16 protein-coding genes are annotated in these 15,424 nt (G+C 50.8%); 8 read left to right on the forward strand and 8 right to left on the reverse strand.

Annotated elements, in window-relative coordinates; genetic code table 11:
- The first annotated feature begins 34 nt into the window (after positions 1–34).
- Genes AC58UW_RS15630 through AC58UW_RS15645 form a run of 4 tightly spaced genes read left to right on the forward strand, consistent with a single transcriptional unit; the run spans position 35 to position 3,135 of the window.
- The gene (locus AC58UW_RS15630) at positions 35–610 is read left to right on the forward strand and encodes a thymidine kinase (RefSeq protein ID WP_497421572.1); all 576 of its coding nucleotides are present in this window, start codon (positions 35–37) and stop codon (positions 608–610) included.
- A 34-nt stretch (positions 611–644) separates the two neighbouring features.
- Complete coding sequence (locus tag AC58UW_RS15635; protein ID WP_497421573.1) at positions 645–1,826, forward strand: MGDG synthase family glycosyltransferase; 1,182 nt, start codon at positions 645–647, stop codon at positions 1,824–1,826.
- A gap of 32 nt (positions 1,827–1,858) precedes the next feature.
- Positions 1,859–2,350, forward strand: coding sequence for a hypothetical protein (locus tag AC58UW_RS15640; protein ID WP_497421574.1), 492 nt, complete (start codon positions 1,859–1,861; stop codon positions 2,348–2,350).
- Between the two features lie 56 nt (positions 2,351–2,406).
- Positions 2,407–3,135: a polysaccharide deacetylase family protein gene (locus AC58UW_RS15645; RefSeq protein WP_497421575.1), complete on the forward strand. Its 729-nt coding sequence runs from the start codon at positions 2,407–2,409 to the stop codon at positions 3,133–3,135.
- Here AC58UW_RS15645 and AC58UW_RS15650 read toward each other — a convergent pair.
- Both AC58UW_RS15650 and AC58UW_RS15655 read right to left on the reverse strand, forming a co-directional pair.
- Positions 3,132–4,118 carry a C40 family peptidase gene (locus tag AC58UW_RS15650; protein WP_497421576.1) on the reverse strand — a complete coding sequence of 329 codons (987 nt, stop codon included), beginning with the start codon at positions 4,116–4,118 and terminating at the stop codon, positions 3,132–3,134. The genes AC58UW_RS15645 and AC58UW_RS15650 overlap by 4 nt on opposite strands.
- 150 nt (positions 4,119–4,268) lie before the next feature.
- A complete protein-coding gene (locus AC58UW_RS15655; protein WP_497421577.1) occupies positions 4,269–5,468 on the reverse strand; it encodes a YCF48-related protein in 1,200 nt (399 codons plus the stop codon).
- A gap of 244 nt (positions 5,469–5,712) precedes the next feature.
- On the opposite strand from AC58UW_RS15655, the gene AC58UW_RS15660 reads away from it, so the two are divergent.
- Both AC58UW_RS15660 and AC58UW_RS15665 read left to right on the forward strand, forming a co-directional pair.
- Complete coding sequence (locus AC58UW_RS15660) at positions 5,713–6,714, forward strand: M23 family metallopeptidase (protein ID WP_497421578.1); 1,002 nt, start codon at positions 5,713–5,715, stop codon at positions 6,712–6,714.
- Complete coding sequence (locus AC58UW_RS15665) at positions 6,714–7,157, forward strand: bactofilin family protein (RefSeq protein WP_497421579.1); 444 nt, start codon at positions 6,714–6,716, stop codon at positions 7,155–7,157. Before AC58UW_RS15660 ends, AC58UW_RS15665 begins: the two co-directional genes overlap by 1 nt.
- A 599-nt stretch (positions 7,158–7,756) precedes the next feature.
- Here the strand turns inward: AC58UW_RS15665 and AC58UW_RS15670 are convergent.
- The 4 genes from AC58UW_RS15670 to AC58UW_RS15685 are packed head-to-tail and all read right to left on the reverse strand — an operon-like array spanning position 7,757 to position 11,623.
- Positions 7,757–8,782: an ABC transporter substrate-binding protein gene (locus AC58UW_RS15670; protein WP_497421580.1), complete on the reverse strand. Its 1,026-nt coding sequence runs from the start codon at positions 8,780–8,782 to the stop codon at positions 7,757–7,759.
- Positions 8,783–8,797: 15 nt separating this feature from the next.
- On the reverse strand, positions 8,798–9,562 hold the full coding sequence (locus AC58UW_RS15675) for an ABC transporter permease (RefSeq protein WP_161407932.1): 765 nt from the start codon (positions 9,560–9,562) through the stop codon (positions 8,798–8,800).
- Positions 9,495–10,334 carry an ABC transporter ATP-binding protein gene (locus AC58UW_RS15680; protein ID WP_497421581.1) on the reverse strand — a complete coding sequence of 280 codons (840 nt, stop codon included), beginning with the start codon at positions 10,332–10,334 and terminating at the stop codon, positions 9,495–9,497. The genes AC58UW_RS15675 and AC58UW_RS15680 overlap by 68 nt, the downstream gene beginning before the upstream one ends.
- Before the next feature lie 41 nt (positions 10,335–10,375).
- Positions 10,376–11,623 (reverse strand): DUF445 domain-containing protein, encoded by a 1,248-nt coding sequence (locus tag AC58UW_RS15685; protein WP_497421582.1) that lies wholly within the window; start codon positions 11,621–11,623, stop codon positions 10,376–10,378.
- 165 nt (positions 11,624–11,788) lie between these two features.
- On the opposite strand from AC58UW_RS15685, the gene AC58UW_RS15690 reads away from it, so the two are divergent.
- Positions 11,789–12,616 carry a DUF2935 domain-containing protein gene (locus AC58UW_RS15690; protein ID WP_497421583.1) on the forward strand — a complete coding sequence of 276 codons (828 nt, stop codon included), beginning with the start codon at positions 11,789–11,791 and terminating at the stop codon, positions 12,614–12,616.
- A gap of 315 nt (positions 12,617–12,931) precedes the next feature.
- Here AC58UW_RS15690 and AC58UW_RS15695 read toward each other — a convergent pair whose 3' ends face one another.
- Positions 12,932–13,612, reverse strand: coding sequence for an HD domain-containing protein (locus AC58UW_RS15695; RefSeq protein ID WP_497421584.1), 681 nt, complete (start codon positions 13,610–13,612; stop codon positions 12,932–12,934).
- Positions 13,609–14,634 (reverse strand): helix-turn-helix domain-containing protein, encoded by a 1,026-nt coding sequence (locus tag AC58UW_RS15700; protein WP_497421585.1) that lies wholly within the window; start codon positions 14,632–14,634, stop codon positions 13,609–13,611. The genes AC58UW_RS15695 and AC58UW_RS15700 overlap by 4 nt, the downstream gene beginning before the upstream one ends.
- Positions 14,635–14,842: 208 nt before the next feature.
- Here AC58UW_RS15700 and AC58UW_RS15705 point away from each other — a divergent pair, with 208 nt between their 5' ends.
- Complete coding sequence (locus tag AC58UW_RS15705) at positions 14,843–15,295, forward strand: flavodoxin (protein ID WP_497421586.1); 453 nt, start codon at positions 14,843–14,845, stop codon at positions 15,293–15,295.
- Positions 15,296–15,424: the final 129 nt, after the last annotated feature.

The following is a 15,424-nucleotide window of genomic DNA, read 5'->3' on the forward strand; positions in this document are numbered from 1 at the left end:
TTCGATCCTAGATCTACAGAGGGGACTGGCCAGCTTGGCAAAATTATATTTCCGTTATGGTACGATGAACAGCGGTAAATCCATTGAAGTACTGCGCGTAGCGCATAATTATGAAGAACAAGGCAAAAAGGTTCTCCTATTAACATCCGTTGTTGATGATCGTTTTGGCGTTGGCAAGGTCGTATCCCGAATTGGTATGCAAAAGAATGCCATTGTTGTCGACGATACATTGAATATGGTTGAACTGGCGCAAATCGAGTCTCCCAACTGCATTCTTGTGGACGAGGCTCAATTCTTAAAGAAAAGTCAGGTCGCGCAGCTGATCACGATTGTCGATGATTTGAACATTCCTGTTATCGCGTATGGCTTGCGGGCGGATTTCATGGGGCAGCTCTTTGAAGGAAGCACGGCGCTAATTGCGGCAGCGGACACGATTGAGGAAATCAAGACGGTCTGCTGGTACTGCGATAAGAAAGCGATCATGAATATGCGCTGCAAGGATGGAGAGCCGATTTTCCACGGTGAGCAGATCCAAATTGGCGGTAATGAAAGTTATGTCCCCGTCTGCCGCAAATGCTACGCATCGAAGCTGAAAGCATCGCTTAACTAGATTGATATATGGTAATTAAAGAAAGGTGAGTTCCTTGCGAAAAAAACGGATTTTGCTCTTTTCTGAGGGCTTCGGGAAAGGTCACACACAAGCTGCGCACGCACTTTCCGTTGAGCTGAGACAAAACTCATCGGAAATTATTACACGTGTTATTGAGCTCGGCGCTTTTTTGCACCCTACCCTTGCACCTTGGATCTTCTCGGCATACCGCCGCACGGTTACTTCACAACCCAAACTCTATGGTATGCTTTACCGCAATCAATATGAAAAGTCACTAGGCCGTTTTGCAGGACTCTTCCTGCATCGGATGTTTTATTCCCAAACGAAAGCGATCATCGAGCAGCTAAAACCGGATATTATCGTGTGTACGCACCCTTTTCCGAGCATCATCGTTTCTCGTTTGAAACGCGCCGGACTTACGGTGCCTCTGTTCACCGTCATCACCGATTACGATGTGCACGGCACATGGATTGACTCTGCTGTAGACAAGTACCTTGTGTCGACTCCGAAGGTGCAAGATCGTCTTATCGCCCGTGGCGTACCGGAGACGAACATTGAAGTCACAGGTATTCCCGTGCACCCTGACTTCCATCTCGAACATAGCAAAGTACAGACCCGCAAGCAGTTCGGGCTTAACGCAATGCCTACGGTGATGGTCATGGGCGGCGGTTGGGGCGTTTTTAAAAAGGAAGAAAAGGAAGAGCTGTTAACGTATTTGGCCAGCTGGAGCAAGGATATACAGCTTCTCATCTGTCTGGGGACGAATGAGAAAGCGCGCCAGCAGCTGTTAGAGGAAGAGATTTTCCGACAGCCGAATATTCATCTGATCGGGTACACCAATGAGATTAATAAGCTGATGGACATTTCGGATTTATTGATCACCAAACCTGGCGGGATGACCTGCACCGAAGCCATGGCCAAGGGTATTCCCATGCTGTTCTACAGCCCCATTCCAGGGCAAGAAGAAATGAATTGCCAGTATTTTCAGGATCAAGGCTATGGTCAAATGATAACATCGCTCGAAATGGTTGATCACTGGCTCAAGCTGCTGCTAGAGCAGTATCCCGAGCTTTCGAAACGCCGCATCACAATCCGCAAGCATCGGAAATTCGGCGCCCAAGATTGCTCAAGAGCGATCATTCAGTATTTAAAGTTATCCGACCAACGCCCCTATCGGCAGGCATCAACAACAACACCGCTCATACAATGGTATTAACCATGTATAGGGCGGTGATTTTTTTGGACCCCTTGAAACGTTTCGGCAAGCAGACGATCTTCGTTTATTTGCTCGCATGGTTCATCGGCAGTCTCTGGATGATGGCTGTGCTCGGCAGCGGGACCGTTCAGGGTAAGCTGTTAGGCATTGATGTAAGCCTATACCATGAATATGCCTGCTTTGGCTTCGCTGGTGCTTTGGGTGGAGCGTTATACGGTCTGAGGATGTTCCACGAGCATTATCATGACCTGACTTCACAGTGGATGTATTGGTATTTCATGCGGCCTATCCTCTGTTTCGGATCTGCTATCATCACCATCGTCCTGTTCGAAAGCGGCATTATGCTGCTGCAGGTTGACGATTCCATGTCTGCACGCATCTCTATTGCTTTCTTGACCGGTTACGGATATGGTAAATTTATGGAAAAAATCAAGGCGCTTACGACAACCTTTTTCAATGGAAATGGAAATGGGAACGGGAATGGGAGCAGCAATGGAAAGGGGAGCGAACCGCCAAAATCTTGAATTCCTTTTAGGGTTATGGGAAACGCTACTTGTACCAAATTAACGAAGGAGACATCATGAGAATCATTGCAGCTTTGTGTATTTGTTTGTTTTTGATACAACCAGTAGCAGCCAGCGCGGCTCCTAAAAAAGACCGTACCTATTATGAAACACGTGGAGAAATTGTCTGGGAAGTGAATACAGATGAGAAGGTGATTGCCCTTACCTTCGATGACGGCCCGCATCCTAAGTACACAGCTCAAGTTCTAGAGCTACTTAAGCAGTATGACGCGAAGGCGACTTTTTTCGTTGTCGGCAACAAAATACAGCTCTATCCTGATGTTCTGGAACAAACCGCCCGAGAAGGTCATGAGATTGCAAATCATACATACAGCCATGCCTATATCGGGCGAAATACCAACATCAAGAAAGAGCTGAACACGACGGAAGATCTGATTGTTGCGAAAACAGGACAGCGAGCACAATTGTTTCGGCCGCCTGGAGGCTTCTACAACGAGCGTCTTGTTTCTGTCGTCAAAGATGAGGGCTACAAAATGATTATGTGGAGCTGGCAGCTGGATACGAAGGATTGGGATACACCGGGGGTCAATCGTATTGTGAACACGGTGCTGAAAAATGCAAAAAATGGGAACATCGTTCTGTTTCATGACTATATTGAAGGCCCAACGCAAACCATCGCAGCCTTGAAGATTATTTTGCCTGAATTGAAAAACAGGGGATACAAGTTAATCACCGTATCAGAGCTTCTGGGCTATAACAAGGCCATCCCCGCGAAAATTCATTAAGACAGCACACGCTTGGCCTTAATAAAGCGATCTTTCCAAACGGCATCCAGCTCCGAGACGGTTACGCCGATGCCTGGACGGAAGGTATGCAGGATAAGTCCATTACCCATATAGACCGCTACGTGGCCGATCTGTTCGGTGCCTTCTTTGTTTTTCCGCTTGGGCGTTGTGAAAAACACGAGGTCGCCCTCGCGCAGTTCATCGACGGAGACCTCAGTCCCCCGCTCACTCTGCTGCCTTGAATCACGCGGCAAGCTTACCTCTTGAGCTGCAAATAGGTATTGGAGGAAGGAGGAACAATCGAACGAGTCGGTTTGACCTCCTTTCGCTCCGAACACATAAGGGGTACCAAGGAAGCTCATCCCTTTGACAATGAGATGATCGGCTTTACGTTTCCACATTTCGTCCTTGCTATCGGAAGCCGCCATTTGTTCGTATTGTTCTTTGATTTTCACGATCTCGGCTGAGGCGAGATTCACTTTCTTCATACCCGGAACAGGGTCATCTCCCTCTCGAATTTGTTCTGGCGTAGGCTTATTTATGGGAGGCGTCGCAGCAATTACCACAGACGGTGTAGGGCTTGCCTGCGGTGCTAGGTTCTCTTGCGCTGGTGCCGTTGCAACTGGAGCCGCTGTGGGACTCTCTACTTCGCTAGGTAAGATTGCAGGTGGCGATAGGCTTGGAGCTGCTGCTTTTGGCGTAGCTGAAGGCTTCGCTATTGGCTTTGCTGTCCGCACTGGGGATGACGTGGAAGGCGCTGACTCCACCGTAGCTTTGATTACAGGCGTTTCCGAGGCTGCTAGTTCCGGAGTCACCGATTCGGCTGGTTGTGCCGGTTCCGTTGTTATCGTATTATGATCGTTCGTATTCTTATTCGTATTAGCTGCGTTCAGCGCCATGTTCTCTGGATTTTGCACGGTAAAACCAATGAGTACGGCAAGTGCGATGACTAGCGTGGAAATCGTATATTTAGGGGCTAGCATGTCTGACCTCCTGTGTATGTGCAAAAATAGCAAGTCTACACATACCATTCTCACCCCACCCCCAAGGTCAGGGGGTCGCGACAATTGGAATTTCATGGATGAGAAGAAAAGCCTTACCGTTAGCTGTCCGCTTCCGGTAAGGCTTTTTTGTTATTTCGGTGCATCGAAGGTATGCACCTTCGTCCAGTTCACACCACCCGTGCCGGTGGTGTACATCACACTCGGCTGCTCATTGTCATTCGTGATCAGCCAACCTTGATTCGCGTCTGCCATGCCCAGCAGAAGCTCGCCGTAGCCGGTGAACGTCTCTTTGCCGTTCACCCAGGTTGTGCCGCCGTCTTTCGTCCATCCGACGGAGTTCGGCTTGTCGCAGCTCGGGCACTGGCCGCCCATGAAGGCTACGTCGGGACTTACGACGTATAACGGCCCGGGCTTCGAGCCCGTGTTCTTCGGCCCTGCGGTATCTCCTGCAGGGATCCCAGGGGCTGGCCCGCCTCCAGCGGTGCTGTTCGCGAGCACCGTCCGCCAGGTCTTCCCTCCGTCCTTCGTGTGGAACAAGGAATACGAGGTTTGGGTCATCCCCGACTCACCGATCAAAACAATCCAAGCGTCGTTCGCTCCAGCAGAACGAATCACGGCGCCTGTGAGGTTGGCGGCATTTGTGCGGGACATCACGCTGTTCCAAGTTTTGCCTCCATCCTGAGTCCTCACAACCTCCACGGTGTCTTTTCCTTGCTTGACGGCCCACCCGTTACTGGCATCATGGAAATAAGCATCTCCAGTAATACCGTCGGGTACAGACATATTCGTCCACTTTACACCGCCATCCACGGTATGTGCATTCCCGCTGAACGCCTCACCATTCGATATAAAATGAAAGAAGGCAGCGTTCGGCATTTTACCGACAGATGCCCAGTAGTGGCCTCCATCCTTGGTGCTCAGCAAGTTGCCTTCATTCCCGACACTCGCCCAGGCTTCTTTCCCATTCAGAGCAAATAATTGTTTGACATCGCCTTTGCCTTCATATTGAACCTGCCACTTTGCACCGCTGTCATCCGTATGAGCAATCCAGCCATTGCCGCCAATCCATCCGGATTTGGCATCCGCCAAGCGAACAGCCGTCACCCCAGTCATAGCAACGTTCGATGGTTTATCACTGGTTCCTGCTACAGGTGTCCCAGAAGGAGCTGTCGTTTGATCCGTTGGTTGCACAGTTGGTTGTGACGTTGCCGTCGTTGTCGGTTGCGGCGAATCGGAAACATTCACAGCCCCATTCGTTGTTCCGGACGACTCACATCCGGTAAGCGTCATAACAGCTAAGGCCAAAATAGGTACATATTTTTTCAGCATCCTATTCACTCCTTCTACTTCTTTTACTGCGCTACTCTTCCCTATAGACGTAATTTTTCTTGAAAAAGTTGAGTACGGGGACATGCTGCCTATACCCATTTTTATACCCAAATTTAGTATGTCCCGCACCAGGCAATTCATTGGCTGATCCTTTCAAAATAATAAATTAGGCATGACTCATCTTCTTTACGAATACAATCCAATCAAGGAGGAGGGACTTTATTACGGAAAGGAAGAGGATCGGTTGAGATTCATATGGGGTAAAAAAGAACTAACCTTAATGATCATTCCGGGCGCCAACCGCCGTACCGTAAGACTCAAGCTTCCGCACAGTAGCTTGTATATTGTGCCTAGCGTGATCCTGCTCGTGCTGATTGGTTTTTTTGTCACGATTTACTTCATGAATACCTACTCCCATCAAACAAAAGAAAACTTACAGCGAACGTTCGATGGACAAGAACGCCAACTAGTTAATCAAATTACACTTAAAGATAATGAACTTGAGCAGCTTCAAGCTAATTTGATTGACTTATCCCAGCAAGCAGATGAGTTTAAGGGCAAGCTCGAAGAAATTAAGAAACTAGAACACGTCATACAGTTAATGAGCCAGTCAGAAGAACCAAACAGGACAAGCAAAAAGCTGTCCGCTTTAAGTGACTCTGCTTCCGAATCGCATGTTGGAGGCAACGAGGTCCCGGTCACTTCACAGGAAGTGACTCAGCTTGTTAGCAGCACCAAGCAAGGGCTTTCTAGCTTAGTCGGAGATATTAACGCGCTGCTTATTAATCTCAGCGAGTCGGAAGCGAGATTGAAGGAAGCCGACTACTTGCGGAGTATTACGCCAACCCTCTGGCCCATCACGACGCACAGTCTTACTTCCGGCTTCGGCATTCGAAAAGATCCCTTCACCGGCAAGCCGTCCATGCATACGGGCCTTGACCTCGATGGCGAGTTAGGTGATCCCGTCTATGCGACTGCTTCAGGTAAAGTGATCGAAGCCAGCTTCGATAATGAGTACGGCAACCGTATCATTGTCGATCATTCGCGTGGCATTCAAACCGGTTATATGCATCTGAATAAAATGCTCGTTAAACGCGGAGAATCAGTAACAAAAGGTCAACTGATCGGCCTGCTTGGTTCCACAGGACGAAGCACGGGTTCCCATTTGCATTACGAGGTGCAGAAAAACCGTGTCCCCATTGACCCTACCCCTTATCTAATAACCAATAGAAAGGATGAACGCTAATGCTAGGAAACTCGAAATCGAAGCGCATTGATACAAAAACAACGGACACGTTAATCGGGGGCAGTACCATCTGCGAAGGTAAAATCATGTCCGAAGCCAGCCTTCGTATCGAAGGCCAGCTGCATGGCGACATTGAATGCGCAGGCGATATTACGATTGGTGAAAATGCGGTCGTCCAATCCAACATCCTAGCGCGCGATGTCATCATTGCCGGCAAAGTGAAAGGCAACATCCAGACCAAAGGCAAGCTCATCGTCACTAGCTCCGGCGTGCTGGTGGGCAACATCGATGTCCGCTCCTTCATTATTCAGGAGGGCGGGATTTTCCAAGGCAGCAGCGCGATGCAGATCGCAGCGGTGAGCGACAAAGGCGGCAAAGTCATCGATGCGCAGGCGCATAAGCAGCAGAAGAACGAGCAGCAAGCTGCTTCGGGCGGAAATTAATAAGGACTGTCCTCCAAAGAAAACAACTTCTTTGGAGGACAGTCCTTATTTGTGTGTGACCGAGGGAGGGAACTGCAGGGCGTTATTTCAGCTAAATCAGACGTCTCACTAGCATTTCCAGGCCATCTCGGCTTCCGAGAGGGCCTTTTGCGCTTTCTCACGCGGTAAGCCTCGTTGCGCGAGCAGCTTTTCGCCATGAGACGGCCTTTTCAGACGTCTCACTAGCATTTCCAGGCCATCTCGGCTTGCGAGAGGGCCTTTTGCGCTTTCTCGCGCGGTAAACCTCGCTGCGCGGGCGGCTTTTCGCCATGAGACGGCCTCTTCAGACGTCTCACTAGCATTTCCATGCCCTCTCGGCTTCCGAGAGGGCCTTTTACGCTTTCTCGCGCGGTAAACCTCGCTGCGCGGGCGGCTTTTCGCCATGAGACGGCCTTTTCAGACGTCTCACTAGCATTTCCAGGCCATCTCGGCTTCCGAGAGGGCCTTTTGCGCTTTCTCGCGCGGTAAGCCTCGCTGCGCGAGCAGCTTTTCACTCTCAAATACTGCGTAAAAAAAAGCCTGTATCCAGTCCAGATTCGGATCGATACTGGCCTCTTAGCTCACTTCCCGTTTTTCACTTCGTCGAGCATGGATAAATCAACAAACTTGCGAAGATCAAGTTCACTTTCCTTAATGCCCTTCACATATCGCGCAGCGATCGAGACCTTCGCCATCTCCTCCATCACCTTGACGTCAACATCCGTGGTGAGCTTCAGACGGCTAAGCGAGGCTTTGATTAAGCCTTTGTCCATGCCTTTGCCGCTGTATTGCTTCAGCTGGTTGTTGATGAGCTCATAGGCTTGCTCCGGGTTGTTCTGGATGAACGCGATGCCGTCCATATTGGCTTTGATCGCGCCCTTCACAATATCCCGGTGACGCTGAATCAACTGATCGCTCGCCACCATAATCACCGTCGGATAATCGCCATGATTCGGCGGGATGGCCTGCCAATCGACGACGACCTTGCCAAGCCCGGCCTTCTCAATCTGCGTCCCCCATGGCTCGGGAACGAGCGTCGCGTCAATTTCCTTCTGCCGGAAGGAAATGAGCGCATCCGACGGCGAGCGCACGATAAGATGCGCGCTTCCCGCATCACGCCCTAAGGAAATACCCTCTTGCTGCAGCAGCATCCGCAATGAAATCTCATTCGTATTCCCTTTGGACGGAATTGCGATCGTTTTATCCACCAAATCTTTAACACCGTTAATTCCTGCGTCATTGCGGGCAACAAGAACCGCACCGCCGTTATTGGAGCCGGAGACGACACGGTAATTCCCGCTTTTCAGAAAAAATGTTGTCGCAGGTCCCGGACCTACAAAGCCTACATCGATATCTCCAGTCGCCATCGCAATCGATAAGTCAGAGCCGTTATCGAAGGCCGTGACCTCTATTTTCACGTCATCGCCCCATTCCCGGGCGAAATAGCCTTTCTCCAGCGCGATATAGGCTGCGGCATGTGTGACATTTTTGAATATACCGACCCTGACCACCTGTGGCTTACCGGAAGCCGTGAGCTTCTCCTCACAAGCGCTCAGTGTCGTAACTACGAACAAAAACAGCAGCAACATCCATGCTTTTTTTCTCATGCGACCCGCTCCCTGCTAAGACTTCGAGCCGGCAAGGCCGTAGCGCTCCAGCACTTTATCTTCTAGTTTCTTAAAGCAGAAATGGTCAGAGACTGTGCCCAGCACGGCAATAATGATGACGATGCACAGCATGAGCGAAGTGTCGCCCAGATTGCGCCCGTCCTGCAGCAGCTGACCGAGTCCCGCCCCTTTGGCGATAAGCTCCCCGGCAACAAGGGCGCGCCAAGCAAAGGCCCAAGCCGTACGCACACCGTTGATTAAATGCGGGAAAGCCGCCGGAATCATGATTTGCACGAACATTTTATACCCGTTGCCAGTTCCCATGGTCTGTGCAGCGCGCAGGTAAATCGGCGGAATGTTTTTGATTCCTGTGCGGCTTGCAAGCGCCATCGTCCAGGTTGCGCCTAGCGTCGTAATGAAAATAACCGAAGATTCGTTAAGACCGAACCATATAATAGCAAAAGGCAGCCAAGCAATACTTGGAATAGTCTGCAGCGAAACGACCAAAAAGCCCAGCGTATCATCCAGCAGACGGTAACGTGCGAATAAGAAGCCTAATGTCGTCCCAATCGCAAGCGACAGGGCGAAGGAAACCAAAAGTCGGATCATGCTGGCTAAAGTCGCTGCGAGCAGCTCGCCATGTACCAATCCGTCATAAAAAGCTTGCAGCGTCTGGGTCGGCGAAGGAAATTTCCAGCCCCAATCAAACAACCTAAATCCCGCCTCCCAAGCTATCAGAAGCAGTACCAGAAAAATCGTTCTTCTTAATGCGGTACTCATCGCCCGTCTCCTCCCTTACCACCTTCTCAAGCTCATCCGCCAGCGCGTCCATGGCCGCATTCTCCACATGATGCAGCAGCGGATCGGCCGTATCTCGGGGTCTTGCCGCCTGCACGGTGAACTCCTTCTTAATCGTGCCAGGACGTGTGGACATGACGACAACTCGATCGGAGAGAATGACCGCTTCGCGGATGTTATGGGTGATAAAGAGAATCGTTTTACGCGTCCGCATCCAGATTTCTTCCAATTCTTTATGTAAAATAAGACGAGTCTGCTCATCTAACGCCGCAAACGGCTCATCCATGAGCAAAATTTCAGGATCCATCGCCAACGCTCTGGCAATCGCTGCCCGCTGCTTCATCCCGCCGGATAGCTCATGCGGGTAGCGATCTGCGAAGCGGCTGAGATGCACCGCTTTGATCTGCTCCATGGCGAGCTCGTGGCGCTCTTTTTTGGGGATGCCTTTCTGCTTGAGGCCGAAGGCTACATTGTCAAGTACAGTCAGCCACGGGAACAGGCCGTGCTCTTGGAACACGACCACGCGGTCAGCCCCTGCGCCTGTTACCTTCCTACCGTTCACTTCAATCGTGCCCTCAGTTTGTGTATCGAAGCCTGCAACGAGGTTCAGCACCGTGGACTTCCCGCAGCCGGATGGCCCCAGAACGGAGACGAACTCCCCTTTTTTTATCGTTAATGTAATATTGTCAAGCGCCTTGTAATTGCCGCCGATTCGCTGTACGAACGTCTTGCTGACACCTTTCATCTCGATCAAAATGCTTCCCCCCACTCGGGTATGTCCCGTAGTCGTTACTATTAAAACAGCATCTTTAATCCTGCGAGACCAAGTCCGATGATAAATCCGCAGATCGCACCGTTGACGCGAATCCATTGCAAATCCTTGCCAATCTTATCTTCCATCAGCTCAGTCAGCTTTTCGTTATCGAATTTATCCAGGTTTTCTTTGACGAGCTGTCCGATCTTGCTATGATTTTTCTCCAAATAGGACGCAATCTGCTCCTGCACCCAGATCTCGCCGCGCTGCAGCAAAGCTTCGTTCTCCTTCACGGAGGCGAGCACATTCCGAATGATCGGCACGACATGTGCAGGGACAAAATCAGGCTGATCCACGAACTCCTCAGCTCTAGCTTTCAGACGTGCGAGAAGTCCTGATAGCTTCGTATCCAGTTCGAACATATCTGGCAGCTTCGTTTTGAGTGAATCCAGTTCGGCCAAAAGCTTCGGATTTCTCTCCAGCTTATTCAGCTCATTGCGAATAAAGGAAAGCACAGCCTCTCTACGTGGATGCTGCTTCATGCGCATTTGCTCAATGTAGGAAAGCAAGAAGTTCTGGATAATGCCCCCGATCTTCTCCTCATTGACCATCCCGATGAACGCGTTCACGGCAAACGCCATGAAGCCGTTGGATTGCAGCCCCTCGAACGCCTTGAGCGCCATGGCCCCAAGCTGATCGCGTGTCTCTGTTTTGAACGCCCAGGCTTCCACTTTATCGAGGACAAAATCAAACGTTTTGCCGTCATAACCGCCGTCCTTAACCGTATCGACAAGCGCGCGAACAAGTCGGCTCGTATCCACATCCTGGAGCGCTTTGCTAATCTCATCCGCCAGCAGCGGTGTTAATTTTTCAAGATCAATGGCGTTTAACGCTTGTTTGGCAAGCGCACTTAGGCCTTTGTGAAGCGCTTCGCTGTCCAGATGGCTTTCCGCTAGCTCGAGCCCTCTTTCAAGAAAACGAATTTGCTGCAAACGGGCACGGATGGTTTCTTTGGAGAGCAGCTCATTTTGAACCGTGGAAACAAGCGCATTCGTAATTTTCTCGCGATTCTTCGGCAGCAGCGCCGTATGCGGAATCGGAATCCCCATCGGGTGACGGAACAAGGCGCTAACCGCGAACCAGTCTGCCAAACCGCCGACAACCCCGGCTTCAAAGCCGCCTTGCAGAAAGCCTCCCCACACCGTGGAAGCTACAGGAAGTGTAGCCAAAAAGCCTGCTCCCATCACACCTAAGGAGACTGTTGCTATATACTTTGCTTCTTTTTTCATCGTCATAACATCTCTTTCTACTCGAATTTCTATCGCTATTCGTTCTATTTTACCACAAATTCCGACGAAAGCTGTTCTCGAACCTGAATCGGTAGAATACACTTCGGTATGTGTAGTATCGGCAAGGCTTGGCCGGAAGTAAAGAGATCTAGGAGGAACCTTTCCATGAGCCTAAATGAGACCATCACGCCCTGGCAGGAACAATTGTTTTGGGTCGAAATTCTACAGGATCACGCCATTTTTGTGGACGAGGCGCTTGCCAATGAAGAGGTGCAGTGGATCACCATTGCCAAACGGTACATAGCGGCATTCACCGAACTGCGGAACCGCATTTTGAAAACAGATCCTTCCCTGCCGGTCTCCTCGGAAACCATGATTAAGCTCTCTAAAGACATATACCCCGTTGCGCTTGGTTTTTATCAGTTTGAAGGTTTTATGCAGCATTTGCGAATAGAAAATAAAGTCGTCATCTCGCTGACACCCGTGTATTTCAACGGAACCTTACTCGAGAACGGCGAATATCTGCGGATTTTGCACGCTTGGATGAACGGAGTGCCTTACGAGCCCCTGCCGCTTGTTGCGCTGATGGAGATGTGGCTGGAGGACCAACTTGGACATACCGTGCTTCTTGGCAATCACTTGGATCCAACGGAAATGGAGCTGCTGAAAAGCACCCAGCAGTACGCGCAGCAATTCAGCGCCCATATTGTCAAAAATACCGCCATCCGCGGCTTCCTCCGCTTCACCGCACCGGGATTCCCGGTCCAGCAGAAGTTCGCCAGACAAGTGGCGGAGACCGTTATCGGCTTCTATCGGGTCGTCGAAGAGGTGATCCGGGAGTATCAGCATACTGAGCTGCTTAGCCGCCTGACCTTGCGTTTCCTCGAGCATCACCTGCCGGAAACCTGCTATTTCTTGCGTAAGCTGGCTGCTTACAACCTGGAGATTCTTACTTTGCCGAATTGTCCGTTGACGAAGCCTTCGTTTGAGTGAAAACGCAAAAAACCGTTAGGCTCTTTGCTCTTCGCCTGGACGGTTTTTCTTCGTACGATTAAGGAAATTAACAGGAAAAAGTGGCGTTAATTTCCACTAGTATGCATCGATGGTATGAGTTAACTGGAAAAAGTCCTGTTAATTCAACCTTGTTTACCTGCTTTTGGGGTTTCCGGCGGCATTTAGATGGAGAAATTCCAGTTCATCCGCTCAAATGGCTCATTCGAGTGAAAATAACGGGAAATTTTCCCGTTAACAGCCCAACCCGAAAGCTGGCGTCGCACGAGCCCAGCTCTTGCTGCCGCAGCAAAAAGATTAACGTTCGCCTTCCCACTCCGCATAAAACTGCTCGAGGTACAGCTCCATGAAGCGGTGCCGCTCCTCCGCAAGCTTGCGGGCGTAAGCCGTATTCATCAGCTCCTTCAGCTTAAGGAGCTTCTCGTAAAAGTGATTAATCGCGGTGTCATTCCCCGCGCGATACTCCGCTTCCGTCAGGTGCTCACGCGCCGTGACGGAGGGATCATGAATCGGGCGGCCCTTCCAGCCCGAATAAGCAAATACGCGCGAGATGCCTACCGCGCCTATCGCATCCAGCCGGTCGGCATCCTGCACGACCTGGCCCTCAAGCGTGCGCATCGGAGGCCGCGCGCCGCCCTTGAACGACATCGTGCTGATGATCTCCAGCACGTGATCCACTGCGGCCGCCGGCGCACCGCTGGCGGCCAGCCATGCTTCCAGCCCGCGCTGCGCAGCGGCTGGATCCGCATTCAGCTTCTCGTCGACAACGTCGTGAAGCAGCGCTGCAAGCTCGCAGACGAAAGCGTCGGCGCCCTCTTGGGCGGCGATGCGCTTCGTCGTCTGCACGACGCGATAGATGTGCCACCAGTCGTGGCCACTGCTATCGCGCTCCAGCTTCTCCTTCACGAGCGTCTCCGCCGCGAGTAGGATGCTCTCTTGTTGTTCTCTCGCCAAGTATTCCCCATCATGCTGCGTCATTTCTTCTTTTTCCTCTTTCCTTCACCGGATTTAGCTTCGTTAGACTTTCCTTCAGCAGTTTTTCCTTCACTAGTTTTTCCTTCAGCAGTTTTTCCTTCACTAGTTTTTCCTTCTCTAGGCTTTTCTTCAACAGCTTTACCCTCAATTGTTGCGGGTTCCAGTCCTGCCTCTACGGCTGGTGCATCCTTCTCTCTACTTTCAGCAGCGGTATACTTCTGTATGATTTTCTTGAAATTTTTCCCATATTTATCTTCCAGCTTAGCGCCCATATCCTGCTGCAGCTCGTGAACCACCACATCACGCCAAAAGCTATTGAGCAGCAGCTCCACCATCGCTGGGTGCTCTGTCAACATCGCAAGTGTCGGCTCGTCGCCGCCTCTTGTGCCAACAATGGCCAGCTTGCGGTCGATCAGCAGTGTAAATTTCCGCCCATTGCGCTCGTTCCACATGGCATCACGTTTATGCGAGAACTGCTGCACGCCACTCGGCAGAGACGCATCGCCGATCGTCGAAACAAGCAGGCGCACTCCCTGCGTCGGAACCTTCCGCAGGTCCTCCTTCAGCAGCTGCGCTTCCTGCGCCCATAGGTCGCAAAGCACCTCTTCCTTCGCTTTCCTCAGCTCCGTTCGGATACGATCAAGTACCTTGGCGTCGCCTTCCAAGCTGAAGTACTCCGAACGGTGCGCACCTTGCTTCGGCATATGCTCTTTCACGTAGCGGATAGACGCCTGCAGCTCCGCCTCAACACGCTCGCCGATCTCCTCGATCGGCACGCTTTGGTAGTGCGTCGGCTCACCGTGACTGGTGAGCACTGCGCCCTTCTCCGCCAGCTTCTGGAGCGCGGAGTAAACATTCGAACGCGATACGCCAAGCTGCTTGGCGATTTCATAACCCGTCTGTGTGCCGCTTTCGGCAAGCACATGCAGGCACTTGGCTTCCAGGTCTGTGAAGCCGAGGTTTTTCAAATGCAGGTGGATATCCTCCATGCCAGTTCCCCTTTTCATAAGCTGCGATAAGTTCATGTTTTCGATATTGTAACATGATTTCTGCCTCAAAGTCGTATAGTCCTTCCTAGCCGGCCATCTCAGCAAAAAATGTTCATTCTCAACAAATTCTCAACTAAGTATTGACAATGATAATCATTATCAAATAATATGAAGGTGGTTGGTAACAACAAGACATTTACAAGATGACTACATACCTATACAAACAATTCGTGGAGGGATTCCCATGCCAAAAATCATTATTGTTTACGCCAGCATGTCAGGAAATACGGAGGAAATCGCTGAAGAAATCGCTGAGGGCATACGTGAGGCAGGCATTGAGCCTGTTGTGAAATCCGTCATGGATGCGAGTGGTGTAGATCTCTTGAACTACGATGGCATTCTGCTTGGAGCTTATACATGGGGCGACGGCGATCTGCCAGACGAATTCGAGGACTTCTACGATGAATTAGAAGATTTGGACCTAAATGGCCGCAAATCCGGTGCATTCGGCTCCGCTGACTCCTCTTACACGCACTTCGGCGCTGCCGTGGACACAATCGAAGCTAGACTTGCCGAGATCGGTACTGAGAAAGTGTTTGACGGTTTGAAAATCGAATTTAATCCGACTAGCGAGCAAAAGAAATTATGTCGCGAGCTAGGTGCTAAATTCGCAGCTGCTGTCGCTATTACGGCCTAATACATGTTGGCGGGCTTTGGCACTTCGCATGGCTCGCTTCTTACCTGAGTAATTGACACCGTCCCGCCTATGTTGCACTTATTACAATCTTATTGATCAAAATAAGTATCGTCTCAGCTCCTCGTTGTA

The organism is Paenibacillus sp. J22R160 (assembly GCF_059692135.1).